Source organism: Salinihabitans flavidus (assembly GCF_900110425.1).
GTDB classification, from domain to species: Bacteria; Pseudomonadota; Alphaproteobacteria; order Rhodobacterales; family Rhodobacteraceae; genus Salinihabitans; species Salinihabitans flavidus.
In genome coordinates, this window is the sequence record NZ_FODS01000032.1 from 1 (window position 1) to 17,733 (window position 17,733).

General features: G+C 63.6%; 12 protein-coding genes. 10 read left to right on the plus strand and 2 right to left on the minus strand.

Annotated features, from left to right (window positions below; translation table 11 throughout):
• Window positions 1–281, plus strand: a 281-nt coding sequence (locus BMW66_RS17550; RefSeq protein WP_139196220.1) for a transposase, incomplete at its 5' end; no start/stop codon positions are given.
• Here the strand turns inward: BMW66_RS17550 and BMW66_RS17555 are convergent.
• Together BMW66_RS17555 and BMW66_RS17560 are read right to left on the minus strand one after the other, a co-directional pair.
• Window positions 278–5,095 carry an OmpA family protein gene (locus tag BMW66_RS17555; protein ID WP_175483302.1) on the minus strand — a complete coding sequence of 1,606 codons (4,818 nt, stop codon included), beginning with the start codon at window positions 5,093–5,095 and terminating at the stop codon, window positions 278–280. The genes BMW66_RS17550 and BMW66_RS17555 overlap by 4 nt on opposite strands.
• 98 nt (window positions 5,096–5,193) lie before the next feature.
• Window positions 5,194–6,930 (minus strand): C1 family peptidase, encoded by a 1,737-nt coding sequence (locus BMW66_RS17560; protein ID WP_175483303.1) that lies wholly within the window; start codon window positions 6,928–6,930, stop codon window positions 5,194–5,196.
• A 355-nt stretch (window positions 6,931–7,285) separates the two neighbouring features.
• On the opposite strand from BMW66_RS17560, the gene BMW66_RS17565 reads away from it, so the two are divergent.
• The 9 genes from BMW66_RS17565 (at window position 7,286) to phoU (ending at window position 17,583) form a co-directional block, all read left to right on the plus strand.
• Window positions 7,286–7,465 (plus strand): hypothetical protein, encoded by a 180-nt coding sequence (locus tag BMW66_RS17565; protein ID WP_093120365.1) that lies wholly within the window; start codon window positions 7,286–7,288, stop codon window positions 7,463–7,465.
• Window positions 7,466–7,468: 3 nt separating this feature from the next.
• Window positions 7,469–8,941 carry a sodium:solute symporter family protein gene (locus BMW66_RS17570; RefSeq protein WP_093120366.1) on the plus strand — a complete coding sequence of 491 codons (1,473 nt, stop codon included), beginning with the start codon at window positions 7,469–7,471 and terminating at the stop codon, window positions 8,939–8,941.
• A 355-nt stretch (window positions 8,942–9,296) separates the two neighbouring features.
• Complete coding sequence (locus BMW66_RS17575; RefSeq protein ID WP_093120367.1) at window positions 9,297–11,003, plus strand: chloride channel protein; 1,707 nt, start codon at window positions 9,297–9,299, stop codon at window positions 11,001–11,003.
• Window positions 10,990–12,051: an extracellular solute-binding protein gene (locus BMW66_RS17580; protein WP_175483304.1), complete on the plus strand. Its 1,062-nt coding sequence runs from the start codon at window positions 10,990–10,992 to the stop codon at window positions 12,049–12,051. Before BMW66_RS17575 ends, BMW66_RS17580 begins: the two co-directional genes overlap by 14 nt.
• 198 nt (window positions 12,052–12,249) lie before the next feature.
• Window positions 12,250–13,287, plus strand: coding sequence for a substrate-binding domain-containing protein (locus BMW66_RS17585; protein ID WP_093120370.1), 1,038 nt, complete (start codon window positions 12,250–12,252; stop codon window positions 13,285–13,287).
• A gap of 82 nt (window positions 13,288–13,369) precedes the next feature.
• Window positions 13,370–14,746 carry a phosphate ABC transporter permease subunit PstC gene (pstC, locus tag BMW66_RS17590; RefSeq protein WP_093120372.1) on the plus strand — a complete coding sequence of 459 codons (1,377 nt, stop codon included), beginning with the start codon at window positions 13,370–13,372 and terminating at the stop codon, window positions 14,744–14,746.
• Window positions 14,747–14,756: 10 nt separating this feature from the next.
• Window positions 14,757–16,040, plus strand: coding sequence for a phosphate ABC transporter permease PstA (gene pstA / locus BMW66_RS17595; protein WP_093120373.1), 1,284 nt, complete (start codon window positions 14,757–14,759; stop codon window positions 16,038–16,040).
• Between the two features lie 44 nt (window positions 16,041–16,084).
• The gene (gene pstB, locus BMW66_RS17600; protein WP_342741887.1) at window positions 16,085–16,852 is read left to right on the plus strand and encodes a phosphate ABC transporter ATP-binding protein PstB; all 768 of its coding nucleotides are present in this window, start codon (window positions 16,085–16,087) and stop codon (window positions 16,850–16,852) included.
• An 11-nt stretch (window positions 16,853–16,863) separates the two neighbouring features.
• Window positions 16,864–17,583, plus strand: a complete 720-nt coding sequence (phoU, locus tag BMW66_RS17605; RefSeq protein WP_093120376.1) for a phosphate signaling complex protein PhoU — start codon at window positions 16,864–16,866, stop codon at window positions 17,581–17,583.
• The last annotated feature ends 150 nt before the right edge of the window (window positions 17,584–17,733 follow it).

A 17,733-nucleotide genomic window follows, 5' to 3' on the forward strand; every position in this document is an offset into this window, starting at 1 on the left:
ATGTGGTGGCGGATCGGGGCTACGACGCCCGCGCGATCCTCGAGCTGATCGCCGCGCATGGCGGACGCGGCCACATCCCGACCCAGCGCGACCGCAATGTGCAACGCTCGGTCGATCCCGCGATCTATCGGCAGCGCAACCTCGTGGAGAGGTTCTTCAACAAGCTCAAACACTTCCGCAAGATCGCGACACGCTACGAGAAATCCGCCCGCAACTATCTCGCTGCGGTGCTCATGGCTTGCTCCCGCCTCTGGGCAAGGCATTATGAGTCCGCATCCTAGCCCCCGGCACTCAGCAAATAGTCCACCTCATCGGCCGCGAAGGGCAGGGTGGGACGCTGATCGCCCCGTGTCATGGACGACACCCGGCCGCGTGTATAAAGGATGGTCTCCTGCAAGCTGTTGAACCCGTCCTGATCACCGACATTTGTGTCCGCCATGCCGCGCAGCGCCTCGAGTAGCGCGGCGGTGAAGGCACCGTGTCCACCGCCGTATGTCTCGCTTTCGAGCGATTGCTGCGAGCCGGAGGACGACGCAAACACCACCGCGCCTGTGTCGCCGGTCAGAAGCTGCACCGCGTCATCGGCCACGACGCGGCCCACCGCCGCCCCCGACTGACAGATGTCCAGCAGCAACAGCGCCTGTTGGTTGATTGGACGATTGGCAAGGAAATCGTTGAACCGTCGCACCGGCATCCCGGTGTAGGGCCGGCCCAGATCGGCGTCGTGGGTGATGAAGTAGAGCTCTTCCTCCGCGTCGGTGGCGCCGTGCCCCGCGAGAAACAGCACAATCACATCCTCGGGCGCGGCCTGTGCCAGAAACTCTCTCATGGCAATCCGCACCTCGCGTTCGGTGGCGGCATCGTCAATCAGGACCTTTGTCTTCACCTGCTTGAAAAGCCGTCCCTCCTGCGCGCGCAGCATCTTTTCCAGCTCCTGCGCGTCGCGGTGCGCGAAGTTCAGGTTCTGCGCCGCAAGCGCGTAGTCCGACACGCCCACGCCAAAGAACCAGAGTGTCTGATCGCGCGCCGCGACCACCTGCGTATCCTCGCTCTCGCGGTGGACAGTCACGCGGATCGGTTCCAGCCGCGCGCCGCGCCAAACCAGATAGGCCTCGATCTCGTTCCGGCCGGGGCGCAGGTCGAACCGCCGGCTGATTCCGACGGTCTCTGCCCCCTCGAAGAAGGCCTCCTCATCAAAGCCGCGACCCTTGCCGATGGGGCGGCCGTTGAGGACATATTCGATCTCCGGATCGGGCAGGTCGGCGCTTTGCTTCACGACGCTCAATTCCAGAAGATAGGTTTCCGCCTCGGTGCGTGCGTCGGACTGCGAGACAAGAGAGACCTCGAACGGCGATTCGAACAGATCTGGTGCGATCTCCTCCTCCACCTGTCTGGCATCGCGCCCTTCCGCCAGCGCCGCCAGCGCATCGCGGATCAGGTTGGGCCGCCGATATTGTTGTTCCAGTGCGGAAAAGGGCAGAAAGTCATCGCCCAGCGACCAGTAGACGCCCTCGGCCCCCTTGAGCGAGGCGGTGTAATGCCCCTGCGGGGTATAGGCGATCCATTCGCCGTTCGCCTGCGCCGAGATGGTGAGCTTGCGCTGCATGCTGTCGAGCGCGATCAGCACCACCTCGTTGCTGTTGGTGATCCCCACGGCAAGGTTGCGGGATTCGTCCACTTCCAGATCACGCAGGCTGTTGGGGAAGGACACGCTCTGACCGTCAAGTGTGACATGCGTCCACCACCAGCGCAGGTTGCGACCGTCGTCCAGCGCGATCTCGTAGTCATATTTGAGTGGCTCCCGGCGCAGCTCCTGCCGCGTCTCGGGGTCCATCACGCGATAACGCACCCTGTCCGAAACCCACAACTCGCGCCCGTTCTCGCGATAGGATAGCCTCCAGATACCATCCCCCATCGCGAGCAGGGGCAATGCGCGTCCGGTTTCCAGATCGTAGCGCAGCACGGTCCGACCGTCGGTAAAGGCTGTGCCGTAGCCGTCCCGCCAACTTCCGAAAACCGCGACGTGTCCAGATGTTTCATCCACTGTGACAGCCCCGAATTTGAGGTCATAGACCGCATCATACTGCAACGGCTCGGTGACCAGATCGACACGGAACCGGTTGATCTGCCGCAGGCTCTCTCGGTCGAGCACCACGATTTCGCCATGCGGGTCGGGGATGGCCCCCTTGGTTTCGGGCGTGCCTGCCAGAACGATGTAATCTCCCTTGACGCTCATCCGGTCGAGCATCAGCCCCGTTTCGAGCACTGTTTCGTGTCGGAACGTCTCTGAATCAAAGCTTACAACCCGACCGTCCGCGGTGGCCGAAACGAAGCCCGTGCCGTCCTCGGCGCGCGGTCGCCAGTTGAAATTGATTTCCTCCTCGATCCGGTGAACACGCCGCCCGGTCTTGAGGCTCCAGACATTCGTTCCGGCCGCGTCGCTCGCGAGGACGAGTCCCCGCTCGGAGATCAGGCGTAGATGGTATCCGAAGACCCCGCCGCCGGTGCGACGTTCGACCGGCTCCATCCGCTGCGCGTCGTAGCGCACCAGCGCGCCATCGTGCGCCGTCAGGATATGCTCACCGTCCGGCGACCAGGATGGTGTAAGGTACTGCTTGTCGTCGGCCCCGCTCGAGATGATCTCACCGGTCATCAGATCGACGACGGCAAGTCCGATACGATCGTCGAAATGGCTGTTGAACACCACCCAGGGGCGCGATGGATGGCCAACGGCGTATTTGCCGAGGATCGGCATGCGGCGCTTGATCACCTGCCGCCAGTCATCGGTGGTCCAGACAGTCATCTCACGGTCGTTGTTGAGCGCCACGACACGCGCGCCGTCATGCGTCTGTCCCAGAGCATGTATCCAGCCGCCGGCCCCTTCGGCGCGGCCCTTCAAGCGCAGCGTGTCGGCGTCGAGCACGAACAGATCGTTCCGCCGGCGCGCCGATGCGACGATCGTCTCCCCGTCATTGAGCCACAGGACGCTATCTGCGCCCCGAATCGTCGCCACACGGGTGATGCCGCGTTGCCTGCGCTCTGTCACATCGAAAACCCGCACATAGCCGCTTATGTCGAGGTAGACGAAGGCATCGCTATGCGGGCTCCAGTCGAGCTTCATGATCTTGGTGTCGTTGTATCGCTGCGAGATGAGATGTCCGGTCCGCAGATCGTAGACGAAGATTCCGTAGGTTGTCCGGCCGGTCCGATCCACAAAATTTGTGGCCGTGGCCAGGTAGCGGCCATTGGGCGAAATCTCGGTTCGGGAACCACCGTGCGGCAGCTCGTGAATGCGCGCCATGCGGGTGGTGTCCCAGACCTGGATGGGGGTATTCCCGACAACCGCAATCCTGCCATCGCGGCTGAAGCGGGCCCCCGAGTCGGCAAGCGGCCCGTTGACCGCCACACTCGGGGCGCGCAGGTTCCCGAAAGGACGCACCTCGACCCGGCGGTTGGCCTGACGGCCTGCATCGGTTGTGTTGGGGGCGACCGGGTTGCGGGGTCCGTAGCCGCGGCTGCGCAACCGTTCGGGCGCGATGCCGTGTCGTTCGGAAAAGTAGGTTTCGACCGACGCGGCGCGCGCTTCAGAGAGGGGCATGTTCACCGCGTCCGTGCCGGTGCTGTCGGTGTGCCCCTCCAGCAGAAAGAGATAGTCGTCCGCCCCCGCGCCGCTGAGCGCCTTTGCCGCCTGATCCAGCCGAGCGCGCCCCTCGGGCAGCAAATCGGCCTTGCCGGTCTCGAACTCCACGCTCAGGCGCAGCGAGTCGCCGAACCGGCGTTCCCAATCGAGAAGAAAGGGGTTCTCGCGGTAGAACGCTTCGCGCTGCTCGCTCAGCCGGATCGCCTCGGCCACGAGCGCCCGGCGCGAGCCCAGCCAACGGCGGCTGAAATCCTCGTCCTGCTCGGCCTCTTCGATCAGGCGGGCGGCATGGCCGAATGCGCTGGCCGCGACGCGGTTGTCGATGAAATACCCCAGAAGATTGCGGTAATCACGACCATTGAGCTGCGGCAGATACCTCTCATAAAGCCCCTGCGCGGCGTTGTGATCATCCATCAGTGCAAGAAAGTCACCGAAGCCGCCAACCGCTGTCACGCGCTCGGCATCGGTCACGGCTGTTTCAACGGCGCGCCGATGGGCGGCCCGCGCCGTACCGGGATTGAAGGCGAAATTGTCATTGGCCCAGGCATGGGTCTGATGCGTGACCGTATTGCCCGGAAAATCGCGCAGGACGCGCTGAATCAAACGATCGACCGCCGGGAAGTCGTAGTTGCCATTGGCCCCGAGCGCGTCATAGGCGATTTCGGGAATCGGCCTCAGGTCATACGCCCGCGTGTAGAAACGAAAGGCGCCCGCGTAATCGTTGAAGTTTGCGTGCAGGGACTTGGCGACATGCCGATAGGCCGCCCCGTCCTGATTTGCGTTCGCCCATGCGACCGCTTTGCGCAGGATGTCGAGCCGCTCTTCCCGGCCCGCGCGCTCCTGCTGGCGCAGACGCAGCCCGTTGGAAATGAACCGCTCCACGACCTCCGCATCGCCGCCGAGATCGAGCGCGCGGGTGTAATGGTGGTGTGCGCCGGCGCGGTCGCCGGCGCCCTGGGCCGTGCGACCACGGGCGTAGGCGATGACCCAGTCGGGCGCGTCCATCCGGCGCAGCCAAGCCTCGGCCTCTTCAGCTCCGCGGTCCTGACCGTCACGGATGTTGAAATAGCCGTTGAGGAAAAGATACTGAACGCCCGCGCCATTGCGCACGGCGCGTTCGTAGACGGCGATTTCCTCCTCATACCGACGAACCTTGTTGTACTCATAGCCCAGATTGCCATAGCCAAGGGGCATGTTCGGCGCGAGCTCGACCGCGCGGCGATAGTGCCCGATGACCGTTTCGGCCGGCTCGCCGCGTGATGAACCGAGCCACCCGCGCGCGAAATGCCCCTCTGCGGTGTCGGGATGGCGCTCCGCGATCCAACCGCGAATCTGCGGGCGCAGGCTGTCCGACCCGGAAAAACCACTGATATTGAGAAGCTCACGCAGGGATCGCCCCTCGCAATAGCCGCATTCCACCGCCATCGCCGTTCCCGGCATCAGCAGAAGGATCATTGCGGCAACAAGACCGCACAGCGGTGCGACTATCCCTGTGTGAAACATCATCTCTCCCCGTTTTGCTGTCCAACCCGCAGGTGCGGCCCGGTGTTGTCTTATGGTTTCAACTCGAATCTGAATTCCGTCTCGCTGCGGTTGCCCCGATCATCCTCGGCGAGGATGCGCACCGCATGCGGCCCCGGCCCGTCCGGCAACTCCACGGTCGCCTCGAACGGGCCACGCGAGGAAAAGCGCACGGAGCGCGCGCCGGGAACGCTCAGGCGTCTGATCGCGTTTTCGTCCTGCGCCTGCCCGCGCAACGTCAACGCGCGTGAGGCGACACGGCGCGGCATGTCCGGGTCAATCGCGGCGTCGAAGGCTTCCAGCGCCGGTGCGCTGAGCACAAGTTCCGGCCCCGCGCGGTCGATGCTGTCCGGCGGCGGGGCGATATGGTCGATCTCGACGATGAGGGCGACCACATCCGCCGCACCGCTTGTCGCCTCGAAGCCGATCGTGCCATCCTCCCGCAATGTCACATCCTGTGCCGGGACAAGCCGGTCCCCCAGCACAGCGCGCAGCCGGTCGCGCGGGCCGCCCGATCCGCCGCGCATCGCGCCCGCAAGCACCTCCGTCTCGATCGGTTCGGTCGAGAACAGCACGATATAGTAGTCCGTTCCCACCGTCTGGTTCAGGCGCGTGAAATGCGCCTCGGTCGGGCCGGGCAGAAGCATCGTATTGCCCCGCGCCACCGCCGGAGAGACCGCGTTCCCGCGCGGGAAAAGGGTCACGTAGTCGCCCGTGGCATCGCCGCCGATGACATGGATATAGCCCGGCTGGCCGGACCGCGCCTCGACCCGAAAGCGTGTGCCCGACGCGAGCGGCCCGGACAGCAGGTAGCGGCCGCCATTCGGCGCGGGCCGTGCCGCAAGCGCGCCCCGCGTCATGTGCAGAACGCGCATTGCGCCGGTCATGTCGATTTCACGCGGCGGCGGGGGCGGCGGCACCGGAAGCACCTCGTAACCCTCATATGTGAACAGGTTGAAGGTGTCGTAGCTCATCCAGAAATACCCGTCCTCGCCCCAGTCGGTGCCCCATGAATTGATGATCTCGAAGCTGCCGCCGTTGCGATTGTCGTCATAGCCGACGACCGTTACCGCGTGACCGCCCTGCAAGGGGCAGTTCGCGCAGGACGAGTCACCGCCAAGCAGGGCATCGCGCTCTCGCGCGGTGGGGGTGAACTCCGCGCGCCCGTTCATGTCTTGAAGCAAGGTGGCCGTCGCGACCATGCCGATGACGACCGGGTGTCCCTGCGCGATGGCGCGCCGCGTGGCCACATGCCGGTTGCGCGCATTCTGGCCCCAGAGCCGGTTATAGTCGGCAATGCGATGCGTCGCGGCGGCCTGTCGCTCCGCCGCGGAGGGCAGGCGATCGCAGCTGTCGTTCCGATAGGGGAAATCCGAGAGGGTGAGCACACCCTGCCGGGACATCAGGTCGAGCGCATCGCGCACGTAGCTGCCCCCGGGCGAACAGCCGTCGAGCTTGATCTGATTGTAGACATAGGATGGTGACAGGGTCAGTGCGTTGATCCGATCCCGCGCCGCGATTTCGCGCCCGCTGGCCTCAAGCACCGTGCGCGCGGCATAGGCCGTGGCCCAGCCGACGCAACTGCCCTGAGATCCCTGGTTGCCCGGTTGCGGCGTGAACTGGCGCAGTGAAACGCGCGGCGGCGCAGCGAGGTAGTCGCCACGCGCCAGCGGCGGAGCGGAGGGCACCGAAAGATAAACCTCGGGCGAAAGCTCTGCCCCAAGCGCGGGCGGCCCCGACTGGGCCGGTGCTTTTCCCGCGAGGATCATACAAACCCCGATGATCACCAAGACAGACAATAGCGTGGCGTGTGAGAGGGTCAAAAAGCGTTGAACGATCATGCGCCGTGAATTCCGCGTTGAAGTAAGATCAGTTTCAAGTCCGTCCGATATGAGCCAACATTTCGAAATTCAACGAATTTGGCAAGATCGGCTTGCCGCTTCTGTGTTTCGATTCCGGGAAGGGTGGGCCACACGTCCAGGGACCTGAAAACAGGAACTCCCGGGCCGGGGGCTGTCGGAGAACGCACTCTGTCGCGCTTGCACGCGCGGGCGTGTTCGGATACGTCCACAGCCCAGACCGATGAATGACGTTGCGTCAAATTCAGGGAGGGCGAAACAGCCAATGCGTGGATTCACATGGTGGCTTGTCGTGGTTGGTGTCGTTATTGCCGCTGGCATCCTCGTGCCGTATGGCTTTCTGGCGGGTGGGGCGCCGTCTCTCGATATCATGATTTTCTGGTGTCTCTTCGGTGTGGCCGTGGTCGGCCTTATCGTGATCGGCGTCGCCCGCTGGAGGCTTTGAGCGATGATATCCACAACTCTCATCTGGATTACACTTGCGATCTTCGCTGTGATCGGTGGCGTGATCGCCTTCGCCGCGGCGCGCAGCAACAAGGGCACGGCGGCGGATTACTATCTTGGCGGGCGGCACATCGGTGGCATGGTGTCAGGGCTCAGCTACGCCGCGACGACCTATTCGGCGTTCATGCTGGTGGTGCTGACCGGGCTGACCTATCGCGGAGGAATCGGCGCACTCGGATTTGAGCTGATCTATTTTTCGGGTCTGACCCTGCTGGTGGTCTTTGGCCCGCGATTCTGGCTGGCGGCACGGAAATGGGGGTTCATCACACCGGCGGAAATGCTGGGCGCGCGCTATGGCAGCCGGAACATCGCGCGGTTGACGGCGGTGCTGAGCCTTGTGTTCCTGATGCCCTACTGCACCACGCAGATGGCCGGGATCGGGTTGCTTTTGTCGGGTGTCACCGGCGGGGAGATCAGCCTTGGCATGGCCATTGCCATCGGGGCGGCGCTGGCGATCTTCTGGACCCTTGTCGCTGGTTTGCGATCCGTGGCGTGGACGGATGCCATTCAGGCGGCGGTGATGCTGGTTTCGGCGCTGCTGGCCGTGGGGTTCGTCGTGGCGGCCATTGGCGGCGTGGGGGCCTTCGCCGCCGAGGTGAAGCAAACGCATGGCGCATGGCTCGATGTGCCGGGACCGGGATTGTGGAGTCTTCCGACCTTTCTGGCGCTGGCGATTCCGTGGTTCTTTTTCCCGCTGTCCAACCCGCAGGTCAGTCAGCGCCTGTTCGTCACCACCGATCTTGCGGCCATGCGGAGGATGATCTTCTGGGTGTTGGGTTTTGGCCTGATCTTCACGCTGATTGCGGTAATCTGGGGCTATGCCGCGCTGGTTCTGGCACCGGAACTGGACAATCCCGCCGGGGCCACGCCGGCGCTGCTGGGCTCTGGCGTGGTGCCGGTGGGGGTCAGCCTGCTGCTGATCGTCGGTATCCTGTCGGCGGCCGTCTCGACGCTCGATTCCATCGCGCTGACGCTGGGGTCCATGGTGGCGCGCGATCTTATGCGTCAAGGTGAGGGGCGCGATGCGCGGCAGATCTTCATCGGACGTGTCGTCGTAGTCCTCGTGGTGTTGTTCGCGGCCTGGTTCGCGCTTCAGAATGCGCCGATCGTCGATCAGCTTGCCGCGCTCTCGGCCGCTGGGTTGATCGTGACCGTTCCGGCCACTATCGGCGCTTTCTTCTGGCGCGGTGGAACGGCGTGGGGCGTTCTGGCATCGCTCGTGGGCGGTGCGGGTACAGCCATCTACATGGCGATGATCGCCGGCGTCAGCGTCTTCGATCCGACCCTGGCGGCCACGGTGATCGGGGTCACGGTGGCATTGTTCATCGGTATCAGCCTTCTGACTCGCCCCTCGGCCACTGCCTTGGATTTCAAGGGTGAATTGCGCGAGGAACTGGATGAGAACGGCGTCTGGTGATCGGGCCAGTTGCGACTCTGACCGCATATCCGCCGCGCACTTTCCTTGCCGGAAGGAGTGAGGCGGCGGGTGCGATTGGAATGCCCTCGGATTCCGATATATCCGAAAGCCGCGAAGCCTGCGCTTGGGCCAGAGGGGCAGTGCCGTCCGGCGCGGATTGGCCCATGACGGTCTCTGGCGCACCCCTTGTTCGCGAACAACTCTCGGCACCGATCCGGCCCTGAACAGGGCCAATCCGCAAGGCGGCGCGATCTGGTGCCTCGCCTCAAGCTCTGTTCGGGCACCGGGCCGTTTTGCCCTGCCGCCCTTCGGTCGGGGGCTTGTGCCATCTGCCCCAAATGCGGAATATGCTGGCATGAATGCCGCACCTGAGAGCAAGTCCGCGCGCCCCGTCATCCGCATGATGGTCCTGACGGCAACGGCGCTCTGCGTCGGCGCGGCGGCCTCATTCGCGGCGATTGCCTTTGTCGAGCTGGTCTCGGCGCTCAACGCGGCCTTTCTCGTCGCGCCGCGTGCGCGCGTGCAATGGGAACGGCTTCCGTGGCTTATCACGCTCGCAACCCTTCTGGTGCCCACGCTGGGCGGTCTGGGTGTCGGCCTGCTCCACCGGCACCTGTCGCCGCAGCGCCGCCCGCTCGGCCCGCCCGACGTGATCTGCGCTGTGCAGTTCCACCGCCCCTTGCCCGACACACGCAGTGGGCTCGTTTCCACCCTCACCGCGATCCTGTCGCTCGGCACTGGCGCCTCGGTCGGCCAATACGGTCCGATGGTCTATCTCGGCGCGCTCTTCGGCGGCGCGGTGCGTCAGGTACGCTCGGGTGTGCCCAATCTCGACGGGATCGCCATAAGCTGCGGTGTGGCCGCGGCCATCGCCACCGCCTTCAACGCGCCCATTGCCGGGCTGGTCTTTGCCCATGAGGTGGTTCTGCGGCACTACGCAACGCAGGCATTTGCCCCGGTCACGGTCGCCTCGGCGACGGGCTATGTGATCGCCAACGTGATCTTCGAGCGGCCCGCGCTCTTCCTTGTGGAGTTTCCGGGCGTGGCACATGGGTATGAATTCGGCCTTTTCGCGCTTCTGGGGGTATTGGTCGCGCTCGCAGCGATCGGCTTCATGCGTCTGGTACTGGCCTGCGGGCCATGGGTGGCGGGTCTGATCTCGCATCCTGCGCTACGCCCCGGGGCGGCGGGACTCGCGGTGGGGCTGACGGCGCTTGCGCTGCCCGATGTGCTCGGGATCGGCACCGAGACGCTGCGTTTCGCCACCATAGAGGGGGCGTTCGGGCAGGGCGAGTTGATCGTTCTGATTCTCGCCAAGATCGTGCTTACGGCGCTTTGCATAGGGGCGGGGTTCTCCGGCGGTGTGTTTAGCCCGGCATTGCTCATCGGCAGTCTCATCGGGGCGCTTTTCTGGGCACTCGCCTCGGGCGTGGGCGGCATCGCGACCTCGGGCGTCGCGGTCTATGCCATCGGTGCGATGATGGCCTTTGCAAGCGCGGTGATCGGCGCGCCGCTCACCTGCATATTGATCGTGTTCGAGTTGACCCGAAACTATGACATCACGATCGCTGCCATGGTTGCGGTGGTGTTTTCCAATCTCGTCTCGCACAGGCTTTTCGGGCGCTCTCTGTTTGACATTCAACTGGCCCGGCGCGGCATGGATTTCTCGAAAGGGCGCGACCGCGCGCATCTCGCCGTGCTTCCGGTGACGGACCTGCTGAGCGACGCCGCGATCACCATTGGGCCCGAAGACCCGCCCGGGAAAGTGGACGCGCGGCTTGCCGACGCCGGCTGGCGGCAGGCCTTCGCACTCGACGCCGAGGGCCGCCTTGCCGGGGTCTACAGCCCATCGGAGGGGCGCACACCCGCCACGCTCATTTTCGAGGACGATACCAGCCTTGCCGACGCGATGGAGCGGATGCGCGGCTTTGTCGGTGATGCGGTGCCAGTGGTGACGCGCGAGGGCGGGCGCTATCTCGGGGCGGTCGCGGAGGCCGATATCGTTTCCGCGTGGCTTGATCATGTCGCCCGCACAAGAGAGGAAGAGAATGCCGCGCTTTAGCCTTGTCCTGCTGGCACTGCTCTTGGGTGCGCCGCTTGGTGCGCAGGACCTTGCCGTCGCCACATGGGGCGGGGCCTATGAGGCGGCGCAGCGAAAATCGATCTTCACGCCCTACACCGAGGCCACCGGGCAGGCCGTGACCGCGGTGCAATACGACGGCACCGTCGCCGCGCTGCGCGCCCGCGCCGGGCACGAGGGCTGGGACGTGATCGACATGCTCTCCGATCAGGCGCGCGTCGCCTGTGCCGAGGGGCTGTTGCTGCCACTCGACGCGCAGGCCCTTGCAAGGGGGCCGGACGCGATGGAGGATTTCAGCCCCCACGCCGCCACGCGATGCGCCATGCCGCAGAACGTCTATGCCCGCGTGCTGGCCTATGACGAGCGGGCCTTTCCGGGTGTCAAACCCACCCGGATCGAGGGTTTTTTCGACACGGCGCGCTTTCCCGGCAAACGCGCCGTGCAGCGCGGCCCCGACGGTATCCTGGAATGGGCGCTGCTGGCCGAGGGGGTGCCGCCCGAGCAGGTCTATGGGCTGCTGAGCACGGATCGCGGATTGCGTCTGGCCTTTCGCAAGCTCGATTCGATCCGAGACGATATCGTCTGGTGGAACGATCCGGCCGAGCCTGCGCACATGCTGGCCGAGAGGCGCGCGGTGATGGCCGAGGGGTTCAACGGGCGATTCTTCGACATGGCGGCGCGCGGTGCGGCCCCCGTGGATATCGTCTGGGACGGCCGGATCATCGGAACCGAGGTCTGGGCCATCCCGGCCACCACCGACCGGGCGCAGGCGGCGCGCGATTTCCTTTCCTTCGCCCTGCGCCCGTCCTCCATGGCGCGGTTCTCGGAACTTATCCCGTATGGTCCCACCCGGCGCTCCGCCTTCGCGCAGATCGGGCTGAACCCGGCGACCGGCGTGCCGATGCGGGTCCATCTGCCCAACGCGCCGCAACACGGGGGACGTGCGCTGATCCGCGACAGCGCATGGAACGCCAATACACGCGATCTGCGCCAGCGGCGGTTTGAGGCATGGCTCAAACAAGACGAATGAGGGAGCCATTTCAGCCGCAAAGCGCATCAGATAACCCGGTGGATTGCATCGCCCCCGTCTGCGTAGTTTGGAAGGTCATGGCAAATATGGCCACCCGCCGCGACCTTCATACTACTGTTACAAAACTATTGCACGACTGTCATGTAATCCGCCTATCCGGGGTCTGTTCGTTACCAAACACTGATAGCAGGAGCTTTCATGTCTTTCACCAAACTTTCCGTTTCGGCTTTGGCGCTGGCCGCGGTGTCCGCGACGGCGGCTGCCGCGCGTGACCAGATCAGCATCGTCGGCTCGTCGACCGTGTTCCCCTATACGCAAGCCGTGGCCGAGCAATTCGCCAACAACACCGGTTCGCCTTCACCCGTCGTTGAATCCACCGGCACCGGAGGCGGCATGCAGATCTTCTGCGAAGGCATCGGCGAAAGCCATCCCGACCTGACCGGCGCATCGCGCGCCATGAAGGCGTCGGAATGGGAAAAATGCGTCGAGAACGGCGTGACCGATGTGACCGAGGCGCTGATCGGCTTCGATGGCCTGTCGTTGGCCGTATCGCGCGACAATGACTATGACTGGGATCTGTCGCTTGGCGAAATCTACCTCGCGCTGGCCGCCGAGGTTCCGGTTGACGGTGAATGGGCCGCTAACCCCTACAGCCAGTGGTCCGACATTGACAGCCGTCTTCCCGCGACCGACATCGTCGTGCTGGGCCCCCCGCCAACCTCCGGCACCCGCGATGCCTTTGTCGAGCTGGCGATGCATGCCGGTTGTGAAGAGCTCGACTATGTGGCCAACGGCGATTTCGACGGCGACTGGATCGACGAAAACTGCTCGCGCATGCGTACCGATGGGCCGTTCGTCGAAGCCGGCGAAAACGACAACCTGATCGTTCAGCGTCTTGACAGCGACCAGAACGCGCTTGGCATCTTCGGTTACTCCTTCCTGTACGAGAACATGGACAAGCTCAAGGGCGTGAAGATCGACAGCGTCGAGCCCGATTTCGACACCATCGCCGACAAATCCTACCCGGTGTCGCGACCGCTTTACTTCTACGTCAAGAACGCACACCGCGGCGTGATCCCCGGCCTGAATGAGTTCGTCGCGGAATACATGTCCGAGGATGCGCTGGCACCCGGCGGCTACCTGTCCGAGCGTGGCCTTGTGCCGCTCAACGACGAGCGCCGCGCCGAGCTGCAAGAGCGTGTGCTTGACGGTGTTGCCATGGACCCCAAGGAATAAGCTTCGGCCTATTGCCTTGAACACGGCGCCCCCGTCCGGGTGACGGGGGCGTCATATTGACTAAAAATCAGCAGGCCACGCCATGACGCTCGTTGCTTTCACTATCCTGTTTGCCGCCGTGGTGATCGGCTATATTCTCAATCTGCGCGCTGCGCGCGCCCTTCGCGATGGCGGCGCGAAGATGCACTCCCTCAATGGGTTTCACGGTGGGTATGCGGCGCTGATGGTGCTGATCCCGACCTTCATGCTGATCATTCTCTGGCTTTTGTTTCAGGGGAGCGTCATCGAATTCCTTGTCAAAAGCAGCCTGCCGGAGGGACAGCTCGAGGGTTTGGGCGTCGGCGAGGTCCAGTTGATCATGGCCGAAATCCAGTCGATCGCGGGCGGGCGCATCTTCGGAACGCCGGATCAATGGAAACTCGACGCGGCCGAGCGGCTGGAGACGCTGCGCGCCATATCGGCCTGGCTCATGGTGGCATCGACCGCGGCGCTGGCGGCCGTCATGCTCTATGTGGCGCGGCGGCGCGTGACCGCCGATTTCCGGGCGCGTCAGGGACTGGAGACAATCGTGCACCGTCTGATGGTGGCTTGCGCCACCACGGCAATCTTCATCACCATCGGGATAGTCGCGTCTTTGCTGTTCGAGACAATTCGTTTTTTCCAGATGGTGCCATTCTGGGATTTCGTTCTGGGCACCTCGTGGGAGCCGCAGATCCCGATTCGCGAGGATCAGATCGCGGCGGCGGGTGCCTTTGGCATGTTGCCGGTGTTCCTTGGCACGCTTGTGATCGCCACGGTGGCGATGTTCATCGCCACGCCCATCGGACTCTTGTCGGCGATTTATCTGCACGAGTTCGCCAATGCTCGCGTGCGTGCGGTGGTCAAGCCGGTGCTTGAGATTCTTGCAGGGGTGCCGACGGTCGTCTACGGCTTTTTCGCGATCCTCGTCATCGCGCCGGCCTTGCGCAATATCGGCGGTGATCTCGGCATACCCATCGCGCCCAATACCGCGTTGGCGGCAGGCAGCGTCATGGGGATCATGCTGATCCCGTTCATTTCATCGTTTGCCGATGACGCGCTTGCAGCCGTGCCGCGCAGCCTGCGCGACGGATCGCTCGCGGTCGGGGCAACGCCTGCCGAAACGGTGCTAAAGGTGCTATTCCCTGCGGCCATCCCGGGTATCGTCGGCGGTATCCTTCTGGCTGTGAGCCGCGCCATCGGGGAGACCATGATCGTTGTCATGGCCGCGGGGCTGATTGCCAAGATGACGATCAACCCGCTTGACAGCGTCACGACCGTGACCGTTCAGATCGTCACCCTGCTGATCGGCGATACCGCGTTTGACAACCCCAAGACGCTTTCGGCCTTCGCGCTTGGCATGGGGCTGTTCCTGATGACGCTCGTGATCAATGTTGCCGCGCTGCGTATCGTGCGCAAATATCGTGAAATCTACGACTAGGACGCCTGCAATGACAGATTCCACCGCCGCTAGGTTCGATAAGGCCTCGCCAGAGATCAAAGCGCACCTGCGCAAGCGCAAACGCAGTCAGTTCATGCTGAAAACCCTCGGGATCGGGGCCATCTCGATCGCGTTCGCGATGCTGTTCCTGCTGGTCGGGTCGCTGATCTCCACGGGCTATCAGGCCTTTACCCAGACCCATCTGGTGGTCGAGGCGCGGATCGATCCGGCCCTTGTCGATCCGGACAATCCGAGCGACGGCAACTTCCGCCAGCTTGCTCTCGACATCGTCAGCAATCGGGTCATCGGGGGGGCAGACACCGACAACACCGATCGGCTGACCGACATCCTGTCGAACCGGGCACAGTTCACGCTGCGCGATATCGTGGTGGCCAATCCCGACCTTGTCGGTGAGACGGTCGAGTTGAAGCTGCCCGTTGCGGACAAGTATGACCAACTCCACAAGGGGATGCTCGATCGCGACACGCCGGAAGAAAACCGCCGTCTGAGCGACCGGGAAATCGAGATCTTCGACCAGCTTGTCGAGGGCGGATATGTCGCGAAGCCCCTGAACTGGGCGTTGTTGACCAACGCCGATTCGCGTTTTCCGGAAGTGGCCGGGCTGAAAGGGGCGATCATCGGATCGGCCTATGCGCTGCTTGTCTGTTTTCTTCTGTCGTTTCCCGTCGGCATCGGAGCGGCGATCTATCTTGAAGAGTTCGCGCCGAAAAATCGCATCTCCGACCTGATCGAGATCAACATCAACAACCTTGCCGCCGTGCCGTCGGTTGTGTTCGGCCTGTTGGGGCTTGCGGTGTTCATCGGCTGGTTCGGCATGCCGCGCTCCGTGCCTTTCGTGGGCGGGATGACATTGGCGCTGATGACGCTGCCGACCATCATCATCGCGACGCGCGCGGCGATCAAGGCCGTTCCGCCCTCGATACGTGAAGCGGCCCTTGGCGTTGGTGCGTCAAAGCAGCAGGTCGTGTTCGGCCATGTGCTGCCGCTGGCCATGCCCGGCATCCTGACAGGCACGATCATCGGGATGGCTCAGGCCCTTGGCGAGACCGCGCCGCTGCTGCTGATCGGGATGAACGCTTTCATCACCTCGGCGCCTTCGACACCGTTCGACAGCGCCACCGCCCTGCCGACGCAGATCTTCATCTGGGCCGACAGCCCGGAACGCGGATTTGTGAGCCGAACGTCCGCGGCAATTCTGGTGTTGCTGACCTTCCTGATCGCAATGAACGCGCTCGCGATCTTCCTGCGCAACAAGTTCGAGCGGAAATGGTAAAAGAGGACCTCACCATGTACGATACACCCAGTTCGGAGAGAACTATGACCCAGAATGCCACCAAGTTCTCCGCCCGCAAGGTTCAGGTCTTCTACGGCGACACGCAAGCCATCAAGGATGTGGATGTCGATATCGAAGACAAGACCGTCACCGCGTTCATCGGCCCGTCGGGCTGTGGCAAGTCCACCTTCCTGCGCTGTCTCAACCGCATGAACGACACCATCGACAACTGTCGCGTCGAGGGCGATATCTTACTGGACGGAGAGGACATTTACGACAAGCGGATCGACCCGGTGCAGCTTCGTGCCAAGGTCGGAATGGTGTTCCAGAAACCCAACCCTTTCCCCAAGTCGATCTACGAGAATGTCGCCTACGGCCCCAAGATCCACGGGATGACCCGCTCCAAGGCCGAACTCGATGAGGTTGTGGAGAAGGCGCTGCGCCGCGCGGCTCTCTGGACGGAGGTCAAGGATCGACTCGACACCCCCGGTACCGGGCTTTCGGGCGGCCAGCAGCAGCGGCTCTGCATCGCCCGCGCGGTGGCCACCTCACCCGAGGTTCTGCTGATGGACGAGCCGTGCTCGGCACTCGATCCGATCGCGACCGCCCAGGTCGAGGAACTCATCGACGAGTTGCGCACGCGGTATTCCGTGGTGATCGTCACCCACTCCATGCAGCAGGCCGCCCGCGTCAGCCAGAATACCGCGTTCTTCCACCTTGGCGAGCTCGTCGAGTTTGGTGAGACCGACAGCATTTTCACCAATCCGCAGGACCATCGGACCGAAAGCTACATCACGGGCCGGATTGGATAAGGAGAGGCAGGATGACGTCGCAACATATCGTTTCCTCGTTCGATCGTGACCTGGAAGCGCTTCAGGCAAGGCTCATGAAAATGGGCGATCAGGTCGAGAAGGCCATAAGCCGCGCGCTCGAGGCGCTGGAAACACGCGATCTGAAATTGAGCGAGGAGGTGCGGCAGGGCGACAGGGTCATCGATGCGATGGACGAGGAGATCAAGGCCGAGGCCGCCCGCGTTCTGGCATTGCGCGCGCCCGCGGCAAGCGATCTTCGCACGGTCCTGTCCGTGATGAACATGTGCTCGCATCTGGAGCGTTGCGGCGACTATGCCAAGAATATCGCCAAGCGCACCACTGTCCTGATCGATACGACGTCGATCGGCGGGACGGAACCGGCGTTGCGGCGCATGGCGCATATGGTCGAGCAGATGCTGGCCGATGCACTGGAAGCCTATATCCAGCGCGACGCAGCAAAGGCTATGGAAGTGCGCGACCGCGATCTCGAAGTGGACCAGATGTACAATACGCTGTTTCGCGCGCTGCTGACGCATATGATGGAGGATCCGCGCAACATAACCGCCTGCATGCACCTGCATTTCATTGCCAAGAACATCGAACGCATGGGCGATCATGCCACGTCGATCGCGGAGCAGACGATCTATCTTGTGACCGGCGAAATGCCTGACGAAAACCGGCCCAAGGGCGACACAACCGCCTACAACCCGCAGGGTAATCTCGCGACGTAGCGCGAGACCGGGCAGGGTGAGAAGTTTCCGTCACTGCCGGAGTGGAGGCGGTTGCCTGATATTTCGTCAAGCGCAGGAGGGGCGATGATCGAGCGGCTTCACAATGTGAATCCTCGACCATCGGAGGTGGCTTCAACGCCACCGAACACC